The organism is Psychrobacillus sp. FSL K6-1464, from assembly GCF_038003145.1.
GTDB lineage: Bacteria > Bacillota > Bacilli > Bacillales_A > Planococcaceae > Psychrobacillus > Psychrobacillus psychrotolerans.
Genome location: NZ_JBBOOP010000002.1, coordinates 26,686 through 42,487, shown reverse-complemented (window position 1 = coordinate 42,487; position 15,802 = coordinate 26,686). Strand labels below are relative to the sequence as shown.

The 15,802-nt window shown below is 35.0% G+C and carries 37 protein-coding genes; 1 reads left to right on the top strand and 36 read right to left on the bottom strand.

The genetic code is table 11. From position 1 onward, the window contains the following. Positions 1-12: 12 nt before the first annotated feature. From MKX39_RS19900 to MKX39_RS19870, 7 genes are all read right to left on the bottom strand, one after another. On the bottom strand, positions 13-570 hold the full coding sequence (locus MKX39_RS19900) for a hypothetical protein (protein ID WP_340764804.1): 558 nt from the start codon (positions 568-570) through the stop codon (positions 13-15). Between the two features lie 41 nt (positions 571-611). Next, positions 612-1,091: a macro domain-containing protein gene (locus MKX39_RS19895; protein WP_340771635.1), complete on the bottom strand. Its 480-nt coding sequence runs from the start codon at positions 1,089-1,091 to the stop codon at positions 612-614. Next, complete coding sequence (locus MKX39_RS19890; RefSeq protein WP_340764800.1) at positions 1,088-1,399, bottom strand: hypothetical protein; 312 nt, start codon at positions 1,397-1,399, stop codon at positions 1,088-1,090. Before MKX39_RS19890 ends, MKX39_RS19895 begins: the two co-directional genes overlap by 4 nt. After that, a complete protein-coding gene (locus MKX39_RS19885) occupies positions 1,396-1,590 on the bottom strand; it encodes a hypothetical protein (RefSeq protein ID WP_340764798.1) in 195 nt (64 codons plus the stop codon). The genes MKX39_RS19890 and MKX39_RS19885 overlap by 4 nt, the downstream gene beginning before the upstream one ends. Positions 1,591-1,758: 168 nt before the next feature. Further along, positions 1,759-2,502 (bottom strand): hypothetical protein, encoded by a 744-nt coding sequence (locus tag MKX39_RS19880; RefSeq protein ID WP_340771632.1) that lies wholly within the window; start codon positions 2,500-2,502, stop codon positions 1,759-1,761. Between the two features lie 130 nt (positions 2,503-2,632). Next, positions 2,633-2,965, bottom strand: a complete 333-nt coding sequence (locus MKX39_RS19875; protein WP_340764794.1) for a hypothetical protein — start codon at positions 2,963-2,965, stop codon at positions 2,633-2,635. Positions 2,966-3,016: 51 nt separating this feature from the next. Beyond that, positions 3,017-3,190 (bottom strand): hypothetical protein, encoded by a 174-nt coding sequence (locus MKX39_RS19870; protein ID WP_340771630.1) that lies wholly within the window; start codon positions 3,188-3,190, stop codon positions 3,017-3,019. A 233-nt stretch (positions 3,191-3,423) separates the two neighbouring features. Between MKX39_RS19870 and MKX39_RS19865 the strand changes: the two genes are divergently transcribed. After that, the gene (locus MKX39_RS19865) at positions 3,424-4,272 is read left to right on the top strand and encodes a hypothetical protein (protein ID WP_340771628.1); all 849 of its coding nucleotides are present in this window, start codon (positions 3,424-3,426) and stop codon (positions 4,270-4,272) included. 66 nt (positions 4,273-4,338) lie between these two features. On the opposite strand, the gene MKX39_RS19860 is transcribed toward MKX39_RS19865, so the two are convergent. The 29 genes from MKX39_RS19860 to MKX39_RS19720 form a co-directional block, all read right to left on the bottom strand. Further along, the gene (locus tag MKX39_RS19860; RefSeq protein WP_340764789.1) at positions 4,339-4,629 is read right to left on the bottom strand and encodes a hypothetical protein; all 291 of its coding nucleotides are present in this window, start codon (positions 4,627-4,629) and stop codon (positions 4,339-4,341) included. Next, positions 4,626-4,901, bottom strand: a complete 276-nt coding sequence (locus MKX39_RS19855; protein WP_340771626.1) for a hypothetical protein — start codon at positions 4,899-4,901, stop codon at positions 4,626-4,628. Before MKX39_RS19855 ends, MKX39_RS19860 begins: the two co-directional genes overlap by 4 nt. A 110-nt stretch (positions 4,902-5,011) precedes the next feature. After that, positions 5,012-5,227: a hypothetical protein gene (locus MKX39_RS19850; RefSeq protein WP_340771624.1), complete on the bottom strand. Its 216-nt coding sequence runs from the start codon at positions 5,225-5,227 to the stop codon at positions 5,012-5,014. A gap of 42 nt (positions 5,228-5,269) precedes the next feature. Then, positions 5,270-5,686, bottom strand: a complete 417-nt coding sequence (locus tag MKX39_RS19845) for a hypothetical protein (RefSeq protein ID WP_340764785.1) — start codon at positions 5,684-5,686, stop codon at positions 5,270-5,272. 28 nt (positions 5,687-5,714) lie between these two features. Next, on the bottom strand, positions 5,715-5,963 hold the full coding sequence (locus MKX39_RS19840; protein ID WP_340771623.1) for a hypothetical protein: 249 nt from the start codon (positions 5,961-5,963) through the stop codon (positions 5,715-5,717). Between the two features lie 56 nt (positions 5,964-6,019). Next, complete coding sequence (locus tag MKX39_RS19835; RefSeq protein ID WP_340764782.1) at positions 6,020-6,190, bottom strand: hypothetical protein; 171 nt, start codon at positions 6,188-6,190, stop codon at positions 6,020-6,022. 78 nt (positions 6,191-6,268) lie between these two features. Beyond that, positions 6,269-6,607 (bottom strand): hypothetical protein, encoded by a 339-nt coding sequence (locus MKX39_RS19830; RefSeq protein WP_340764780.1) that lies wholly within the window; start codon positions 6,605-6,607, stop codon positions 6,269-6,271. Between the two features lie 289 nt (positions 6,608-6,896). Beyond that, entirely contained in the window at positions 6,897-7,133 is a 237-nt protein-coding gene (locus MKX39_RS19825) for a hypothetical protein (RefSeq protein WP_340764778.1), read from the bottom strand. A 93-nt stretch (positions 7,134-7,226) separates the two neighbouring features. Then, positions 7,227-7,652 (bottom strand): hypothetical protein, encoded by a 426-nt coding sequence (locus tag MKX39_RS19820; RefSeq protein WP_340764776.1) that lies wholly within the window; start codon positions 7,650-7,652, stop codon positions 7,227-7,229. After that, positions 7,621-7,980 carry a hypothetical protein gene (locus MKX39_RS19815; protein ID WP_340771622.1) on the bottom strand — a complete coding sequence of 120 codons (360 nt, stop codon included), beginning with the start codon at positions 7,978-7,980 and terminating at the stop codon, positions 7,621-7,623. Before MKX39_RS19815 ends, MKX39_RS19820 begins: the two co-directional genes overlap by 32 nt. Before the next feature lie 47 nt (positions 7,981-8,027). Then, positions 8,028-8,354, bottom strand: a complete 327-nt coding sequence (locus MKX39_RS19810) for a hypothetical protein (RefSeq protein WP_340771621.1) — start codon at positions 8,352-8,354, stop codon at positions 8,028-8,030. Between the two features lie 117 nt (positions 8,355-8,471). Continuing rightward, positions 8,472-8,735, bottom strand: coding sequence for a hypothetical protein (locus MKX39_RS19805; protein WP_340764769.1), 264 nt, complete (start codon positions 8,733-8,735; stop codon positions 8,472-8,474). 130 nt (positions 8,736-8,865) lie between these two features. Further along, positions 8,866-9,081, bottom strand: a complete 216-nt coding sequence (locus MKX39_RS19800) for a hypothetical protein (protein ID WP_340764767.1) — start codon at positions 9,079-9,081, stop codon at positions 8,866-8,868. A gap of 467 nt (positions 9,082-9,548) precedes the next feature. Continuing rightward, positions 9,549-9,917 carry a hypothetical protein gene (locus MKX39_RS19795; RefSeq protein WP_340764764.1) on the bottom strand — a complete coding sequence of 123 codons (369 nt, stop codon included), beginning with the start codon at positions 9,915-9,917 and terminating at the stop codon, positions 9,549-9,551. 302 nt (positions 9,918-10,219) lie between these two features. Continuing rightward, positions 10,220-10,369, bottom strand: a complete 150-nt coding sequence (locus tag MKX39_RS19790) for a hypothetical protein (RefSeq protein ID WP_340771618.1) — start codon at positions 10,367-10,369, stop codon at positions 10,220-10,222. 60 nt (positions 10,370-10,429) lie between these two features. Continuing rightward, entirely contained in the window at positions 10,430-10,732 is a 303-nt protein-coding gene (locus tag MKX39_RS19785; protein WP_340764759.1) for a hypothetical protein, read from the bottom strand. Positions 10,733-10,821: 89 nt separating this feature from the next. Then, positions 10,822-10,977: a hypothetical protein gene (locus MKX39_RS19780; protein WP_340764757.1), complete on the bottom strand. Its 156-nt coding sequence runs from the start codon at positions 10,975-10,977 to the stop codon at positions 10,822-10,824. Between the two features lie 198 nt (positions 10,978-11,175). Next, positions 11,176-11,493, bottom strand: a complete 318-nt coding sequence (locus MKX39_RS19775; protein WP_340771616.1) for a hypothetical protein — start codon at positions 11,491-11,493, stop codon at positions 11,176-11,178. A 69-nt stretch (positions 11,494-11,562) separates the two neighbouring features. Next, the gene (locus MKX39_RS19770) at positions 11,563-11,919 is read right to left on the bottom strand and encodes a hypothetical protein (RefSeq protein ID WP_340771615.1); all 357 of its coding nucleotides are present in this window, start codon (positions 11,917-11,919) and stop codon (positions 11,563-11,565) included. Between the two features lie 113 nt (positions 11,920-12,032). Continuing rightward, the gene (locus tag MKX39_RS19765) at positions 12,033-12,308 is read right to left on the bottom strand and encodes a hypothetical protein (protein WP_340771613.1); all 276 of its coding nucleotides are present in this window, start codon (positions 12,306-12,308) and stop codon (positions 12,033-12,035) included. 62 nt (positions 12,309-12,370) lie between these two features. After that, positions 12,371-12,577 carry a hypothetical protein gene (locus tag MKX39_RS19760; RefSeq protein WP_340764750.1) on the bottom strand — a complete coding sequence of 69 codons (207 nt, stop codon included), beginning with the start codon at positions 12,575-12,577 and terminating at the stop codon, positions 12,371-12,373. A 19-nt stretch (positions 12,578-12,596) separates the two neighbouring features. After that, a complete protein-coding gene (locus MKX39_RS19755) occupies positions 12,597-12,830 on the bottom strand; it encodes an acetyltransferase (RefSeq protein WP_340764748.1) in 234 nt (77 codons plus the stop codon). 149 nt (positions 12,831-12,979) lie between these two features. Continuing rightward, a complete protein-coding gene (locus MKX39_RS19750; protein ID WP_340764746.1) occupies positions 12,980-13,225 on the bottom strand; it encodes a hypothetical protein in 246 nt (81 codons plus the stop codon). Positions 13,226-13,314: 89 nt separating this feature from the next. Further along, positions 13,315-13,707: a hypothetical protein gene (locus MKX39_RS19745; RefSeq protein WP_340771611.1), complete on the bottom strand. Its 393-nt coding sequence runs from the start codon at positions 13,705-13,707 to the stop codon at positions 13,315-13,317. 217 nt (positions 13,708-13,924) lie between these two features. After that, on the bottom strand, positions 13,925-14,143 hold the full coding sequence (locus MKX39_RS19740) for a hypothetical protein (RefSeq protein ID WP_340764742.1): 219 nt from the start codon (positions 14,141-14,143) through the stop codon (positions 13,925-13,927). A 28-nt stretch (positions 14,144-14,171) separates the two neighbouring features. Then, entirely contained in the window at positions 14,172-14,408 is a 237-nt protein-coding gene (locus tag MKX39_RS19735; protein ID WP_340764740.1) for a hypothetical protein, read from the bottom strand. Positions 14,409-14,471: 63 nt separating this feature from the next. Further along, positions 14,472-14,714, bottom strand: coding sequence for a hypothetical protein (locus tag MKX39_RS19730; protein ID WP_340764739.1), 243 nt, complete (start codon positions 14,712-14,714; stop codon positions 14,472-14,474). Positions 14,715-14,830: 116 nt separating this feature from the next. Further along, a complete protein-coding gene (locus MKX39_RS19725; protein ID WP_340764737.1) occupies positions 14,831-15,343 on the bottom strand; it encodes a hypothetical protein in 513 nt (170 codons plus the stop codon). A gap of 79 nt (positions 15,344-15,422) precedes the next feature. Further along, complete coding sequence (locus MKX39_RS19720) at positions 15,423-15,605, bottom strand: hypothetical protein (protein WP_340764735.1); 183 nt, start codon at positions 15,603-15,605, stop codon at positions 15,423-15,425. Positions 15,606-15,802 lie beyond the last annotated feature (197 nt).

Below are 15,802 nucleotides of genomic sequence, written 5' to 3'. Positions count from 1 at the left end.
TTTCTCTTCTCATCAAACTTTTGTAAGTTTACAATTTTCCTGGTCAAAGAATGCTATTTTCTCATTTTCCCAATTTCTTTCTTCAATGACTATTTCCAAGTCTACATTATGGGTCAGTTCTAAAATTCTCATTAAGAACTCATCGAAAGAGAAGCAGTCACTTGTATTCATCTCTATTAAATAGTGAGACATGCTTTCCCTCTGAGAATTACCATATATGGTGCTGACCCCAGCAAAGTACCTAGCGACTTCTTCTTGGTTCGTGAAAGAAGTCAGATACTTATTTCTCAAGCCATTTGTTTCCACTACAAAGCTTTCTATTTCAACCCCTCTGTATATGGTTCCCTTATAAGGGAATAGGTGTTGGAACGTCTTATACATCGTTTGGAGATGTATGAGAATGTCGTCTAAAACCTCACCATTCAGCCAATAAATAAGGAATTTTTCTACTTTTTGTATACTGTTATGATACGAACAATATTCCACTTTCCCAAGTATTGCTGAAAGGAAGTAATTATATTCCTCTTCGTAGGTTTTGACTGAAACATCATTTGTCTTTAACGTTAGCAAATCAAATGCCCCCTCTTTAAATCATCTATTCATACTAGACCTCAGCGAAACTCATATAAGTCTATTTCCACTGGACTATTTTTAAAAATTTCCTCTATTCCTTGTTTGATCTCCGTCCAATCTCCCCCAGCTAAACCGCATCCAATATAGGTTGGAATCGCGACAGATAGATTAAGTTCTCTCGCTTTTTCCTCTACTTGTTGAATTCCTTTTAACAGAGCTTCTTTTTTGGTGTAGACCGTTTTGTCATAAGTACCTTTTCGGATATTCACTTGGCCAAATACATTAGCGATGATATTCCCATCATAAACATCTACAAAATTAACAAGTCCCAGCAAGTCTTCATCTTTTAGGCCCTTTTGTAGTTCCCTTAGTCGAAACTTTTGATATTCCTTTTTCACATTCGGATAACGCATCATAATAGATTGTGCAAGGCCCTTACCCATAAATCCTTTACAATTAACTTGTTGTACCAAAATATCCTTATCCGACAATAAAATATTTCCCTGTATCGTTTTCATTTTTTATTCTCTCCTCTAGTTTCATTTCCCTCATTACTCCACCTGATAATCAAGCTATAGGTGTCAGTAGGTGAATACTTGGAATTAGTCGTATGATATACATCAAAATTTCGTTTTTTGAGTTCTTGGACGACCTCTATCACCATTTCGAGTGGTATCCCTTTTCCTTGAATCTGGTATTCGAGAAAGTTCTTTTTGTGTTCGTAATGGTGTTCGACAATACGGCAAGCAATTTCAAAGAAAAGATCTTTTGTAACAGCAAATCGACAAGCTGTAGCCTTCCCATTTTCTTCTACACCATTGGTCATTCAGAAAACCTCCAAAATTCGCCTTCGGTTTCCTTTCGCATGAATATATGATGAGTGATACCAGTTGAATTTTCCCAGTTCATATCTATTTGGCCAGCACCATCGTCTAACACCTTGTCGACCAAACCAACATCCCCTTTTTTGCAGTACCTGGAGTTGACGAGCAACTCTATTTTATCTCCTACCTTCATCTTCCAATTCCTCCTTTTTATCATCAGCCAAAAACTGTCCTAAATTGTTTGTTCTGTTTATGATATGCACGTAAGGATGGCCTAACAACGAAATGCGAAAGGTAATCGTTCGGAAGAAAAGAAAAAGACCCTTGGTGCAAACCAAGAGTCTCATCTGTCTATTCTTTTTTAGTTGGCCTCTGGGTAATACTCAAACCCCTGTATTAGATCTCCTTCTACCACGATCGATATTCTTCGATTTCCGCAAGAACATCGGTGTTCTCCCATAATATAGGTAGAACACTCGTAACATTCATGTTTCAGGTATACTTCTGTTCCGAATGGCACTTGTTCCTCTAGATACTTTTCTTTTGCTGACTCTGCGACTGTGGCAATAACCTCCGTTGGCGTCAAATCCTCGATGTCTATTTGATGCTCTGTTGCATAGGCAATGGACTTAATCAATAACTTATCGGTCTTTTTGACTTGATTGATCTTGCTATTAAATTGATTTGTTATCTTCCTGTGCAATTCGACCACATTGGTAGGCGATTGATTATTACTGAGCTCAATCCCTTGGACAACACATGAAGTCATATGTGCCGTCGGAATATGTCTTTGGTAGCTTGGATATTTCTCCGATATTTTGTCAACAACGTTATTTTTGAACCATGCTTGATACCCACTGGGTTTCGGAAAGAATCCTGATTTCTTATACTTAATAACGTCAATACCCTGTGTTTTCAGAAAAGTGACCACTTCATCTATTTTGGTATTCTTTTCTGTTACAAGCCGCTTATATGTTTCCTGGTTCTCCTTTTGTATTTCATGCCAACTCTTATACAGGTCTATTACCTCTTTTTCAGTCAATGCTAATAACTTATCCCATTCTCGGATTACTTCTGCATTTGGAAACTGTTTATATACACTCATGAATTTACCCTCCCGTATTTTCTGGCAGTGCCAGACCTTCTTTTTCTGTCTGCTGCATGATATGCAAGGAATCTTGGTTCCACAACAAACAGAAGGAAGAACAAAAGAGACAGCCGAAGCTGTCTCCTTGTTATATCGCTTTATGAGAGAGTTCTTCTTTTGATATCCATTCTTCGACAAGACGTTTTGCTTCATCCATTCCAGAAAGATCAGATGGATACGTACAAGAAAATGTACCCAAACGTTCAACAGCTAATACATCATCTTTTTCAAATAAACTAATGATCGCTTGATAGAATCGATAAGCAAATTCCATGTCATCTCCAAATGAAAAGTCTCCAATCCCACACTCCGAACCTATAATATCTACTCCGTAGCCTTCTTCGTCATCGCAATAAAATAGTATTTTAATGACATCCTCATTTTTTACAATAATATTGTACTGTTCTTTTACTTTAGCCATTTTCAACATCCTCTCTTTTTTATGTTCCATTCGTCTTGGGTAAATTCGTGCTTATTCTACTCCGAACTGCCCATCACGATATTCATGCTCCTCAATTTGATCTACACTTTCCATTACTGCTTCCGTATTATCTGGATACAGCAGATATACCTCCTGCCCATCATTAAACAATTTTTTAGCTTTTTGGGAACTTATTTTTGTCATACCTTCATCGGTATATGCCATCCATTCTCCTCCTCAATGCAGTCAAGCTGCTCCTTTTTAGTTAATACCTTCTATCATATGCAGTTCTTTTCATAACTATAAGAAAACGCAATTAGATGGACACGTTCAACTTTGAAAAAATCGGTTTTAATTAAGGGGAGAAGGAAGTTTAAAAATAAAGCGATAAATAAACCACATATTTACTAAAAAATGTCGTATTATTAGGTATATTAAGTTAATGGGGGTCGAGAAGTATGTATGATTTATTAATGGTGCTCATCGGAGCAAGTTTTTTGGCAATGTGCCTATTTATATTCTTAGCTATCATTTCTTGGATTAATAAAAAGAGTAGTAAAAGCAAGAATATGATTAAGTTTGCTGGTTTTTCATTAGCAGCAATATTCTTTTTTGGATTTGTCTCGGAATTATTTGAAGAAGACACTCCGGTCAGTAAGAAAAAAACAGAAACTTCTGCACCTGTAGTTGCAAAAGAAACAGAAGAAGAAAAAAGTATAAGAGTAGCAAAAGAGGCTGAAACAAAAGCGAAAGAAGAGGCCGAAAATGCAAAAGCAAAAGAAGAACAAGCAAAAGCTGATGCGGATGCAAAACTTAAAGCAGAAGCAGAAAAAGTGAAAATTGCAGAAGAAAAACGGGTAGCAGAAGTTAAATTTTATAAAGAAGAATTATCCCCTCAAATGCAAACAACATTAAAAGAATACGACGCGATTTGGGAACAACTTTGGGTAGCTACATTCAATGGAGTATCAAATGGCTCAGTAGATGTTTATAATGCATACTCGAATATGAAAGCAATAGATACTCAATATAGAGCTCTGTCTACCAAAATAGATAATATTGAAAAAGGTTCCTTATCCAAAAAGAATCAAAAGGAACTAAAGACGTTCAAATCCAAGTTAAATTCTGCAGTTATGTATCGAAGGATGGCATCTGATGAAGCAGCAGATATGTTTGACGCTGGCACATTCCGACCTTCTGAATTCGAGGATGTAAAAAGAATTGTAAACTCTTCCGATATTGACATGATGCAGGCAGCATTGAGCATGACCGTCATTGAGGATAATCTTGGTCTTTTGGGCGAATAAAGTAAAAAAAACCAAGATTATTTTTTTCTTGGTTTTCTTCTATTTGCCATAGTTTTTTAGCCACTCTCACTCTTTTTCAATCTTTTTATCGAGACCATTGAAACGAATAGCCAACTTCTTTGTAAACAAAACCCCATTATTCATAGAAAACACATAATTCTTTCCTGTTTCTATATCTTGCCATACACTATCTGTCCATATTAAATTCGCTATCGGTTTATTCATAAGAACTAAAGAAAATGCATAAAGTTGCTCCTTCCCAGTAGTCTCAGCATGCGATAAATAAAACCCGAACAATCTTCTATAACCAAAGAATTTTATTTTTTTAGCTCTTACACTACTTTCTTTTTTGTTCATTTCGGTTCCTCTCCTTTCTTTGCCTTCGTCCAATTAAACAAAATCGTGGATACAACAAACCCTAAGACTCCAGTTAAAAATGGGAAAACGGTAATGAATGCCCAATTGCCTATCGGTGAGTCGGGTATAAAGATCATTGCTATAGCTATGCCGTTAGCACCTATCAAACCAATGACAGCAAATATATGCAGAGCGGTCTTAAAAAATTCATTTGCTTTTTTCATAAGTACACGATTTACTTTACTTTGTCTGATGCTTTTCTGTTTCGACACTAAAACACCCTCCCTAACTGCAGCTTCACTGCTCCTTATTAATGGATATAGTTATCTATATATATGCGAATAGCCATCAGAACATAAGAAAAGACGTCCATCAGGACGTCTTATGATTCTTTTAATGCTTCTTGTGCAATTTTCTGTGCTACATACAAAGTAGTCGTATGAATGTTATCAATCTCTTTTAAAGCTTGCTCATACCGCTCTATTAATTTTACTGATTCAAATACCAAAACTTCTGCTTGATTTTCAATTTCGTAATCATCATCACCATAACGACAACTTTCTTTATATGCTTTTAATTCTTCTAATAATTTACTCATTTTCTTCACTCCTTTAGATATCTAAGCCTTATATTAGTTCTATTAGTTAGCCCACCGTTCATATGGATAATCCACTCTATCAATAAAGCCGATTTCTTTTGCCTTGTAACGTACTTTCATTGTGTTTTCGTAAGTCCAACCCCAAATTTCTTTATAATCATTTAGGAAACCTTGTTCACCCTTCATAATAAATCCTGCGAATTGCTGAACTAAATGTCTCATTGTTCCACCTTCACTAAAACCATCCCAACGATAATGATTAATTGGACGGATTCGTTCTTGAGTGTAACTGTCGATGAAATAAAGAAGACCATTTTCAGCAAAGATAAATTTACTTGGTATGAGTTGTTCATCTTTTTTTGTTCCTAAAGTTGGGTTATGGCGTTCTTTGTCTGTTTCAACAATGAATCTTATTAAAAGATTAATTGCATCTAACCTTTCAACTCTTTTAGATTTCATAATGTTCCTCCTATTGTGTGCTTGTCCATTAAACATTTCTCATATACAGCAAGTTTTTGAATTTTTCTAAGTCCCTATGACGATAAAAACGATAATATCCTTCGTAATACGCATCACTATTTATAACCATTTCATTCGCTACTTCTATTGTTAATAAATGCTCTGTATCACTCTCAAAATCAAAATAGTTTCCATATATGAATGGAATTTGAGCGTAAGCAATATTTTCACCCTCAATAATCTTTTCAATATCAGTCTTGACGAAGTGGATAATCATTGACTCACCCTTTCTGCTACGCTTGATGATTCTTTTGCAACATTTGGTCTAACAGTTCATTTCCCATATATCCAACAGTCAGAATGAACGACTATGCGATTTCCACTCTTATCTTCTAGCCCACATGGAAGTAAAATAATTCCGTTTCCTGCGTTGTATCCAATAACTACATACTCGATATCTCCAGTATGACCGTTATAAACTAATTGACCCTTTTCAAACTTCATATAAATCGCCCCTTAATTCGTTACCCATTCACATGCCAACCCCTTTACTTCATATGCTAATTAGAGCTAGAATGGCAACTACTGACCAATATTTTTCAAGGCGTTTTCAATTGCTTCATCAAAACCGCATCCCCCGTTATAATATCGGACTTCAAATGTAATTTCCCCGTTTTCACTAATACTTGCATTGAAAATACCACTATCTGGGTCAACTTCTTCTTTTTCAACTTGATAAACATCCCCGTTCTGAATCGTCATCGTACGATAATGCTTATCTAATAGATATTCTTCGTAGCTATCAAAGTAAGACGGAAGCTCTTTATTTCCTAAAAGTCTTTTGCATTGTTCTTCCAAATTTTCCTTCTCAAATCTTTCGACTCTACTTAAGACGCCTTTGTAATGAACTGTTTCACTCAAACTATTCATCCTCCTTCAATCTGAAATATTTAATTTGTTTTACTTCATTGCTGTTAGTTGTTCAAAGCCTCTTTTAATGCTTCCTCTACCTATCCTCCGTTAACATGATAAGTTATTATTATCTGCGAGAAAAGACGCTCCTTTTTTTCATATTCTCCTCATGATATGCAGATATCTTCTAAACCATAAGAAATCAAATGCCTTATTATTACACCCTCTAACTTCTTGTATTAGATGATTTTTCTCTAACTGGTATGAAATGTATCTACTTTTCTCATAAAATCTAATCTCATGTACTTTTTATGTTAATTCGATTCCAGTTCTTTTCGTAAACAGGTTTGTCTTTACGGAGCATGATAAACATTCCATCTTCATTTTGATACTTCTGAAATCTTCGGAACGGGCTACTATCTTTTTCCAATTCCCATTTAGCAACAAGAGAATAAGCATTTTCCGACTTCACAATAATTGTAGGTTCGTTCCATTTTTCTAACCAATTATTAATATAACCCTTTATTTTAGACATATAATCCCATCACCTTTCTAATATGGATAACATCTGATTCAAAAAAAGATGCTCCGAAGAGCATCCGATTCCTCATGAATAGTGAACTTTAATTTAATGCCACTTAACTTTCCCTCCATTTTCTGCACAATCTTTAAAAATGTGTTTCAAGTCAGAGAACATTGCACAATCTGATCTTCCTGCATATCCATAGCAAATATTATCGTCTTCATCCTTAATCTTTTCGTAAATCAGCTTTGCTTGTCTTTGGTCAATGGAACCTTCACAATCTGATTGATAACAAAAGTTCGCAATTTCGGATGTTATTACATTTCTTTTAATCAGTTCATCCGTTTGTTTATTATATTTCTTATAAAAAGCCTCTCTATCCATATCTGGTAAGCTCATTGCTTTATCTAGCTTGGAGAAGTGATTTCCAAATTCTAAACTAGATAGAGTTGCAATTTTTTTTCGATAGAGATTAAAACCTCCATAACCCATATCCGCACTAAAACTTTTTGATTTTATTGTAACTCCCACTGAAATTCCTCCTTATATTTAGTTCTCCATTTGATTCTAGGGCGTGTTGTTTATTGCATTTTTTTTCCATCCACGTTTCTAAATCTTCTTTTAGGAACGAGCCAGTTAAATAGTTTTGCCTCCCACAATTAGGGCATGTTCTACTTAGTGTTTTTTCAAACTCACCACAACCAGAACACTGATATTTATACTGATCCATTTTTAATTGTTTGATCTCTAATTCCAATTCGTCGATGTAATCAGCACTTTCTGTTAAAGCAGCTGTTATAATAGATGACTGAAATTTACTAGCTAAACTTCTTAGTGCTCGAGTTCTAACTTTCGGCATATTCATTCTCCTTTTCTACTTCTCTATTGCATTACAGTGAGTTCAGCTTAGGCTGAAAGTAGTTTTTTTATTTCCGGCTCTAAATTCTTCAGGCAGTCTTTCATCGTATGACTGACATAAATACCACTTTTAGAATGCTGATAACCAGTTAAAACTTCTGCCACTGTGTAGTTGTACCCTCGTTGTTCTAAGAAAATGACAATGCGAACATACGGCAATTGCTCCAATTTTTCTAGTTTTCCTTTTGCTTCAGTTAACATTTCTACTTTTTCCATTGCTTCATAGGCTAGTTCTATTGCTTCTTTCTGCTCTTTTGTCCAATTAGCCCATGCAAATCCAGCTCGAAGGATCTCTTTTGCTTCTTTTAGTTCCATTTTCATTCTCCTTTATCATTCAGCAGTTAATCTGCCCCTTTTTACTTAGTACTTTCTATTCTATGCAGTTGCTTTCGGAACAATAAGAAAAGACGTCCCCGAAGGACGTCTAATGTATTATTCATCATACTCTATTGGTTTTGGTGGAGACTTGGCCCATAGAAGTATTTCATTTAAAAACCTTTTCTTGGTAACAGTAAATTGAGGATTCTTGTCGTTTATAAAATCATACACACTAACATAACGAGAGCCCTTCTTGAACTTAAAATATTGCCAATCAAAAGGGGTTACTAAGTTGTACCACACGTTATACTCCAAAGATTTTGGCATACTATTTGCAATAGCTTTTTTCTCTCTACCTCGCAATATAATTTTTTTCATTTTCCCTACCCTTTCATCAATTTGTCCTATTTGCTTATTTTTCTATCTTTCGCTCAACTTTTTCCGGTTTGTGTCGTTACCTTCCGAACAATAATAAAAGACGCCCGGAAGGACGCCTAACATAAGGACTCTACCATTTCACCCATTCATAACCTACTTGGGTGATCTTTAATTCGCCTAATCCAGTCACTTGTACTTTACTCACATCACTTAGTCGAACTGGTATTGGATTAGGTCCTCCTTCATCCAGGTAAATTAATCCTTTAGAAATATCTATCTCCACGAATGAATGATGAAATCCGCTTAGTTTGTAAATACAACTCGTTAGATGTTTTTCAAATTTCATATATAAAATCTCCTTTTCCTGAAGAATGGTTTGATGTTGTGTTTATCTGAGAACCACACTCAATACATTCTACGAAAGACATGTCTTTGATATAACTACCTCACTTTGTACATACTGTGACCTTTTTCTCTCACTCATCTTCCTCATATGAAAAGTAAGAGATTTTTTCTGGAGGAATGTCTCTATTGCAAATAAACTCCCAGTGATTCTCGGTCTGTTTCACCCAATCTTTTGGAACACAGACCTTAAAACATGTATTTCCAAAACAATGTTGAGGTGTTAGAGATAAAAATATAGGCTTATCTCCATATATTTCAGAACGTGCATTAGAAAGCAAAAGTCCTTTTGCTAATATGCTAACTAACCACTTAGATGTTGTGCAGTGAAACAAAGTAACTATCTCATTTGGACTATTCATTTTAGCTTCACACCCTCCATTCTAAAGCGAGTACATAAGGCCGAACTGTTTAGGAATAATGTTGCTTCGAATGAGTGCCTATACACTCTTCAGATCCACATAAAGGTATTGAACAAGTAAACGTACCTGCAACTGAGCAACCATGTGTTGCCTGTTTTTCCTTACACTGATAGCATTTAATAGTATGCTCCTTACAAAAATTAGTTCCTTCCACCAATTTACCCATGCAAGGTCCTTGCCACGGTTTATCGTATTGGCATCTCACTTTTCCATCAAGGATTTTGACAGAATTCCAGTCTGCTTTCCATCTAATTCCGTCGTCCCCTTCCACATGGATTAGGTCCCCATCTTCAAAGACAACATTTCCTTCTTGATAACCTTCTTTTGTTCTAAATTTCACTCTAATAGTTTTCTCCATTTTAACTACTCCTTTACCTGACTTTTTTGTCTTCTACTTCGTATAGATAATAGAGATATTTTGAAACTAACTTTCATTATCTTTTTAAATTATCGTTAATATTAAAAGGAACACAGAACATTACTGTTACTAAACCGATTAGACTTAAACTCTTCACATTTATAAGGCAACCAATTAAAACTATTACAAAGCCTATAATTGCTATCCAACTATACAACTTCAATGTTTGTCACCCTTTCTTAACACGAATAATTCAATTGGGACGCATTATCTACTAACTACGTGCAATATCTACCAGTGTTTTATAATGTCTCAACAATTTGATTTCTTAAATAGCATAAAAGCGATAGTCGAGATTCATTATCAAATCCCGTTTCTTCTATTAGTTTCTCTAGCTGATCCACTTCATCCCCACGTAAAACAAGTGTCACTTCTTTATCCGTATAGTCCATTTTCGCGTCTCCTTTGCTGCACATGAGTCTAGTACGTCGCAATATATTTCGAACTGCGTACTATTCTAAAGCACCACAAAGCACCTTATACTTTGTTCTATTATCTCGTTTTACTTTTTTGATCCCTTGATAATGAGGACAAGTTGGTAACTGTAAACCACCAAAAGAACCGCTAAAGCGAATACATGAACATTCTTTTAGAATAGGATTTTCAGTACCTTCTGGAACGGAAAGATATTTTGTTCGCTCTCTATAGCCATTCGTACTTTTGATAGGACATTGATGTTGTTCAACCATTACATCCTCAGTTCCATCGCTCCCAAAAGCACAGCAACTTGATAATATCTCATTCTTTTTTGACATTAGTTTTCTCCCTTTCTTATTACGCTTTTTGTGTCTAGTACGTCGCTATATCTACGTACTTAGGTCTGTTACCAATATTTAAAAATACATTATGACTTCAATCTTTGCTCCATCTTTTTCAACTTCTTTTGGTTGTCACGCTTGGCTTTTCGCTTAGCTTCCCTCGTGCTATATCCTTCTGAAGTTAATTCCAAGACTTGCTTCTCAAAGTAATAGTCCCTATTACGACCGATCTCTGGATTCATTTGTATACCTCTCTCATTCTGCAGGTGAACTGCTCCTTTTTATTTTGTACATTCTATACTATGCGTCCTCGGTCTAATCCATAAGAAGACAAGCCCAGAAGAACGCTGAACAAACACTTTTTTGTTAAGTTCATACCAAATAATTCTGCAAAAAAAACACACCCTTTGACTATGGATGTGCTTCTGTTAAATAGTTTGTTAGGATGATACCTCTTTAATAACAACTGGCACAATTGCTCCTTCACCTGCTTGGATGTTTGATTTAAATCCATCAGGTGAACACATCTCGACGATTTTCTTCATTTGGTAAAGGAACTGATATTTTTCCTCTTCTTCATCTTCTTCAATTGACAAATCCTTATATGCCCAATGAGTACAATCCTCTTCCGTAGATTCAATAACTAAAACCTCTACAATGTCACTTTTCTTTGCCCCACACATAGAAACAGCAATCTTATTTGAATAGAAATGCTGGTATTCTCCGGTTTCTCTGTCTTTTTCACAATATAGATTCATTCGTAACTTACCCCTTCCGTATTTTACATTTTAAATCCAATCTTTTAATGTACACTGTAATGATAGCTTTTAGTTACATGGTATATGGAAACTATAAACCCCTTCATCTTTGAACGTGCGGTGATTGAAAACAGCCTTCATCTTTTCCCAAAAACCATAAGCTTCCGCGGTACTTTGTCCAGTTATACGTTCTACTTGCTTTTGATGCTTTAAGTATTTAACAAGCATTTCTCCATATCCTTTACCTTTTTCTATTGCTTCTACGTTATCCATGTATATATCAGAATAATCAAATCTCAATTGACCTGTGGCTCTTATCTTGTGGTCTACTAAGAATATAAAATTAGTTTCCAGATTGTTGAATTTTTTTATATGTACACTTTCAAAATTAATCCAGTTTTCATCGACTTTTATTTGTAATTTCATGTACTTTCCTCCGATTCTCCTTAAATGCAGCAAGACTGCTCCTGTTTATGAGTACATACTATTCTATGCAGAGAACAATTAATCATAAGAAAAGACGTCCAAAAGGACGCCTTTCAATTTTCTTCATCATCTTCTAATACCTGAATCTCTCTTTCCAAAGCTGCTAATTCTTTGTGTTTTCTCTTTATTTTTTCCAACCTTTGAACCTCTAACTCTTCTGCAGTAATCACTGGTATGACAGTGGCATTTTGCGACATGTTAGCACGCCCATCTTTATCGATAAGAACCCCACCACATTTTTCACAAGCCACATCTTTTGAATCCTTACTAAAATCTTTTATTGGATAAGTCTGTTGACATTTACTCTTTTGACATACTAAATACCCCATATATCGCACTCCTTTTCCAATTCTATTTTTTCTCACCGTTTCACAATTCTCATTGGTTTGGGTTAGATGTTCATATCATGGATTTCACTAATGACCTGGAAATAATGGAGTTCTTCTATATCCACTGTCCTCGGGCTTTCATACCCACTGGAGAATAACTTTCCATACTCTTTCCCATAGCGTGTGCCCTCAGAATGAAAAATTGCTTTATGTCTAAAATTACCTTTGAAAAACTCTAATTCGACTACATAGTATTTTCTTCTTTCCAAAACTATCAGTCCTTCCTTTTCAGTCTATTTGAACGTTTTCTGACTGTTCTTTTAACACTAATGTCCATTCTTCCCATTCCTCATAACAGTTGCATTCCACAAAACTTAGCATTCCTGTAGGCTCACAATCACATTCTGTCATAGCGACCATTAAATCACTTTCACCACAATAGTCATCTAGTAATTGTTTAGCTGAATAGGATTTCATTATTACTCTTCCAGTTTTATTACTGGTGATTGTTGCCTGTATCATTCGCTTCCCTCCTTCATTATTTGCAGCGTTCCAGCACCTTTTTAATTAACACACCCTATTCTATGCAGTTTCTTCCAATATATAAGAAAGACGCCTCGAAAGACGTCTAAAGTTCGACCTATAAATTAAAACAATTGGTCCTATTTCATTTACTGCTCTTCTTCCTCAACCTTAAAGTATTCACTGTACTGTTCATTACTTATGATAAAATCGTTTAGATACTCCATAACTTCTAATGTATGTTCTGCATATGTTTCATTTGGATTCTGCTCTGCTAGCACTTCGAACGTTCTTTCTAGTTCTTCAGGTATCTCTATATTTTCCTTTTTAGCTACATAGTGTAAAGCTTTAAAGATAATATCTGCTTGTAGAATATGTATTAGTTTGCCATTCATTTTATTCCCACTCCTATCTATTAGGCTTTCCACTCTCTAATTTGCTTTCAAATCATAAGAATAGACGCCCCGAGGACGTCTAAATTATGCTAAATAGAAATTTTACCTCCGAAAAGAGAGGGTGCTATTCTTGTTAAACTCTTAGTTACTGGGTTTATTCCAATTATTTTTCCATTTTTAATCGTGTCAAATTGATATAATATAGCCTCTCCTTTAAGACTTATATAAAAATAATCGTCTTTAACGAGTTTCATAAATTCTTCTTGGAGTTCTCTATTTTTTGCCTCAATATCTATTTTCTCTAATACTTCAACAAACGATTCTACAGATATGTTATAAGAAGTACCTTCAATTAAACCAATAAAATTCTTTTGTTTGAGTCTTACAAATTCAGCAATACTACCGTCATGCAGTTTCACTTTGTCTCCGCTATTTAATTTGCTTAATTGAGTTAATTTTTCCATGCTCGGCATTGGTCTCATTTAAATCAATCTCCATTCCTTTTTAGTTTTTCGTTCCTAGATTAATAACATCTATCCCTCATAACTACAATTTGTACCGAGTATCCTCCTTATATGCAGTCATACTGCACCAGTTTAATTACTACGCTCTATTATATGCAGTTAGCTTTCCAACTATAAGAAAGGAAATATCCTAGAAATACAGGTTCTGTTCTTCCAGAATATTAATTTCATTTAATTAAACAGTATCCCTCTGGATAATATATCCTTTTGGCACTTCATATACATAATCAATAGGTAACAAATTAGAATCAAATGCAAATATCGCTTCCTCTGAAACCCTTGATATTATACCGTCCACTTCGAATTGTTCAGAACTGCAGAAGTCCTCGAATATCCCTATTTTCTTTATTTCTCCAAGTGATAGAATCAACCTTCTCGGTAATGGTCTATTCATTAAGCCATTCCTTTCTTTATAGCAACAGCTACATAATTTGATAGTTTAAGACAATGACACAATTTGCACCAAGTTCCTCTTTTATCTGTTTTTCTATCTTCCTCAATTCTTCATTAGAAATACCATCATTTGTTGTAGTGAAACTTGTATTGTTTCCGAATGACCAAGGCTTTCCTTCCCCTTTGGAGAAATAGAAAGATACAAATATCGTTTTAGGCATTCTTTTTGCTTTTGCTAATTTTTTGTAAAAACCTCTATTTGGCATATGTTTTCTCCTTTTCATTTAACTTAATACCAATAATAAACGGGTATGCCAGCTTACTTCGTTTTAAGAAGCTGTGAAATCGATTCCCCATGAATACAAATAATGCTTGATGTCAGCGTCTAGAAATAACGTTTTAGCATCTTTTATAGTTAGATGTTCCAACTCGACGGTGATGCACTTAATTTCATGCACATCATGCTCCGCAAATGCTTTTTGTAATTTCTCTTTGGTAACATCCAAGACATAAAACACATCTGGATTCTTCTCGTTTTTCTGGTAATACACTACTGATACATGCTGGCCCATTTGCAACCTCTCCTTTCAATTTGCAGCAGAACTGCTCCTATTTATCTATCTCGTCCTATTCTATGCAGTTCACTTCCTAACCATAATAAAAGACGCCTCGAAGGACGTCTTGTAATTTACTCTTTGAACTTGGCCTTATCAGTTTCGTAAGCATATAGCACGTCATCGCCTTCAAATTGGTAATAGACTTTTTCAATATGTTTCTTTTTGGACTTGGTTCTGCAGTTCGATATGAACAGGCAATAATCAATGTGTTTCCTTTTTTTGGTGTCGTCATATTTTATTTTAGATACACCCGTTGCATATTCGTACACCGCTGTTTTGAATGTCTTATTCAAGAAGTTGTTAATTTCACTTAGTTTTAACGGTTTCCCATTATGACTTTTCAAGGTAGCGATTTTCAAAAAGTCTACATGGATACTGATGTAGGTTAGGTTCGATAAATCGATCGTATACTTTTCATTCCAATGATAAATTCGACTTGGTTTTCTTTTATAATCGATTATCTTTTCTAACTTGAACTTTTTCTCATACCTTTGAATAATGTCCCAGGTGGAACTTCCGCCCCTTGTCCTATTTAATTCAACCAGTTGGCATTTTGCTAGTTTCACTTTTTGCCTTAAGTTCATCTGCACGACTCCTTTAATTTATCAGTAAGTACCAAACATAAAAATAATGGCCAATTATAAGCCCAGATTCCGAAGAGGATTATGCCTCTTTGAAATTTATTAAAATAGCTTCCTTTAACATGATTACATAAGCAACTTGAGCTTCGTTTGAAGTTATTTGAAACTTCGTTGCAGTTTCCGTTACCTCGTAGTCCAAACCTTTCGTCCAAGAGTTATTTTCGGCTTCTAGATTTTCTAATGCGATTACTTTATATTTCTTCATCTTTTCCTCTCCTTATCCGCAGGTGAACTGCTCCTGTTTATTTAATACACGCTATTCTATGCAAGTACCTTTGGAACCATAAGAAAAGACGCCTCGAAGGACGTCTAATCGTTTCTATTTTTTAAACTTTCATTTCTGTAAACCTAATCTTACTCACGCTCTTTCATTATTTTTAAGAAGTCTTTCCCTTTCTTAAT

Bases quoted from the DNA above. Each gene is read 5' to 3' on its own strand.
- MKX39_RS19750 (WP_340764746.1), bottom strand. From the start codon at position 13,225: ATGAATGGCAAACTAATACATATTCTACAAGCAGATATTATCTTTAAA.
- MKX39_RS19770 (WP_340771615.1), bottom strand. From the start codon at position 11,919: ATGAAATTACAAATAAAAGTCGATGAAAACTGGATTAATTTTGAAAGT.
- MKX39_RS19790 (WP_340771618.1), bottom strand. From the start codon at position 10,369: ATGGACTATACGGATAAAGAAGTGACACTTGTTTTACGTGGGGATGAA.
- MKX39_RS19800 (WP_340764767.1), bottom strand. From the start codon at position 9,081: ATGAAATTTGAAAAACATCTAACGAGTTGTATTTACAAACTAAGCGGA.
- MKX39_RS19740 (WP_340764742.1), bottom strand. From the start codon at position 14,143: ATGAATAGACCATTACCGAGAAGGTTGATTCTATCACTTGGAGAAATA.
- MKX39_RS19845 (WP_340764785.1), bottom strand. From the start codon at position 5,686: ATGAAATCTAAAAGAGTTGAAAGGTTAGATGCAATTAATCTTTTAATA.
- MKX39_RS19735 (WP_340764740.1), bottom strand. From the start codon at position 14,408: ATGCCAAATAGAGGTTTTTACAAAAAATTAGCAAAAGCAAAAAGAATG.
- MKX39_RS19860 (WP_340764789.1), bottom strand. From the start codon at position 4,629: ATGAACAAAAAAGAAAGTAGTGTAAGAGCTAAAAAAATAAAATTCTTT.
- MKX39_RS19890 (WP_340764800.1), bottom strand. From the start codon at position 1,399: ATGACCAATGGTGTAGAAGAAAATGGGAAGGCTACAGCTTGTCGATTT.
- MKX39_RS19755 (WP_340764748.1), bottom strand. From the start codon at position 12,830: ATGATACAGGCAACAATCACCAGTAATAAAACTGGAAGAGTAATAATG.
- MKX39_RS19810 (WP_340771621.1), bottom strand. From the start codon at position 8,354: ATGGAACTAAAAGAAGCAAAAGAGATCCTTCGAGCTGGATTTGCATGG.
- MKX39_RS19745 (WP_340771611.1), bottom strand. From the start codon at position 13,707: ATGAGACCAATGCCGAGCATGGAAAAATTAACTCAATTAAGCAAATTA.
- MKX39_RS19795 (WP_340764764.1), bottom strand. From the start codon at position 9,917: ATGGAGAAAACTATTAGAGTGAAATTTAGAACAAAAGAAGGTTATCAA.
- MKX39_RS19895 (WP_340771635.1), bottom strand. From the start codon at position 1,091: ATGAAAACGATACAGGGAAATATTTTATTGTCGGATAAGGATATTTTG.
- MKX39_RS19785 (WP_340764759.1), bottom strand. From the start codon at position 10,732: ATGTCAAAAAAGAATGAGATATTATCAAGTTGCTGTGCTTTTGGGAGC.
- MKX39_RS19880 (WP_340771632.1), bottom strand. From the start codon at position 2,502: ATGAGTGTATATAAACAGTTTCCAAATGCAGAAGTAATCCGAGAATGG.
- MKX39_RS19765 (WP_340771613.1), bottom strand. From the start codon at position 12,308: ATGGGGTATTTAGTATGTCAAAAGAGTAAATGTCAACAGACTTATCCA.
- MKX39_RS19805 (WP_340764769.1), bottom strand. From the start codon at position 8,735: ATGAAAAAAATTATATTGCGAGGTAGAGAGAAAAAAGCTATTGCAAAT.
- MKX39_RS19720 (WP_340764735.1), bottom strand. From the start codon at position 15,605: ATGAAGAAATATAAAGTAATCGCATTAGAAAATCTAGAAGCCGAAAAT.
- MKX39_RS19850 (WP_340771624.1), bottom strand. From the start codon at position 5,227: ATGAGTAAATTATTAGAAGAATTAAAAGCATATAAAGAAAGTTGTCGT.
- MKX39_RS19730 (WP_340764739.1), bottom strand. From the start codon at position 14,714: ATGGGCCAGCATGTATCAGTAGTGTATTACCAGAAAAACGAGAAGAAT.
- MKX39_RS19725 (WP_340764737.1), bottom strand. From the start codon at position 15,343: ATGAACTTAAGGCAAAAAGTGAAACTAGCAAAATGCCAACTGGTTGAA.
- MKX39_RS19835 (WP_340764782.1), bottom strand. From the start codon at position 6,190: ATGAAGTTTGAAAAGGGTCAATTAGTTTATAACGGTCATACTGGAGAT.
- MKX39_RS19780 (WP_340764757.1), bottom strand. From the start codon at position 10,977: ATGAATCCAGAGATCGGTCGTAATAGGGACTATTACTTTGAGAAGCAA.
- MKX39_RS19825 (WP_340764778.1), bottom strand. From the start codon at position 7,133: ATGTCTAAAATAAAGGGTTATATTAATAATTGGTTAGAAAAATGGAAC.
- MKX39_RS19815 (WP_340771622.1), bottom strand. From the start codon at position 7,980: ATGCCGAAAGTTAGAACTCGAGCACTAAGAAGTTTAGCTAGTAAATTT.
- MKX39_RS19870 (WP_340771630.1), bottom strand. From the start codon at position 3,190: ATGGCATATACCGATGAAGGTATGACAAAAATAAGTTCCCAAAAAGCT.
- MKX39_RS19885 (WP_340764798.1), bottom strand. From the start codon at position 1,590: ATGAAGGTAGGAGATAAAATAGAGTTGCTCGTCAACTCCAGGTACTGC.
- MKX39_RS19875 (WP_340764794.1), bottom strand. From the start codon at position 2,965: ATGGCTAAAGTAAAAGAACAGTACAATATTATTGTAAAAAATGAGGAT.
- MKX39_RS19775 (WP_340771616.1), bottom strand. From the start codon at position 11,493: ATGAATCTATATTGTGAAAAAGACAGAGAAACCGGAGAATACCAGCAT.
- MKX39_RS19865 (WP_340771628.1), top strand. From the start codon at position 3,424: ATGTATGATTTATTAATGGTGCTCATCGGAGCAAGTTTTTTGGCAATG.
- MKX39_RS19840 (WP_340771623.1), bottom strand. From the start codon at position 5,963: ATGATTATCCACTTCGTCAAGACTGATATTGAAAAGATTATTGAGGGT.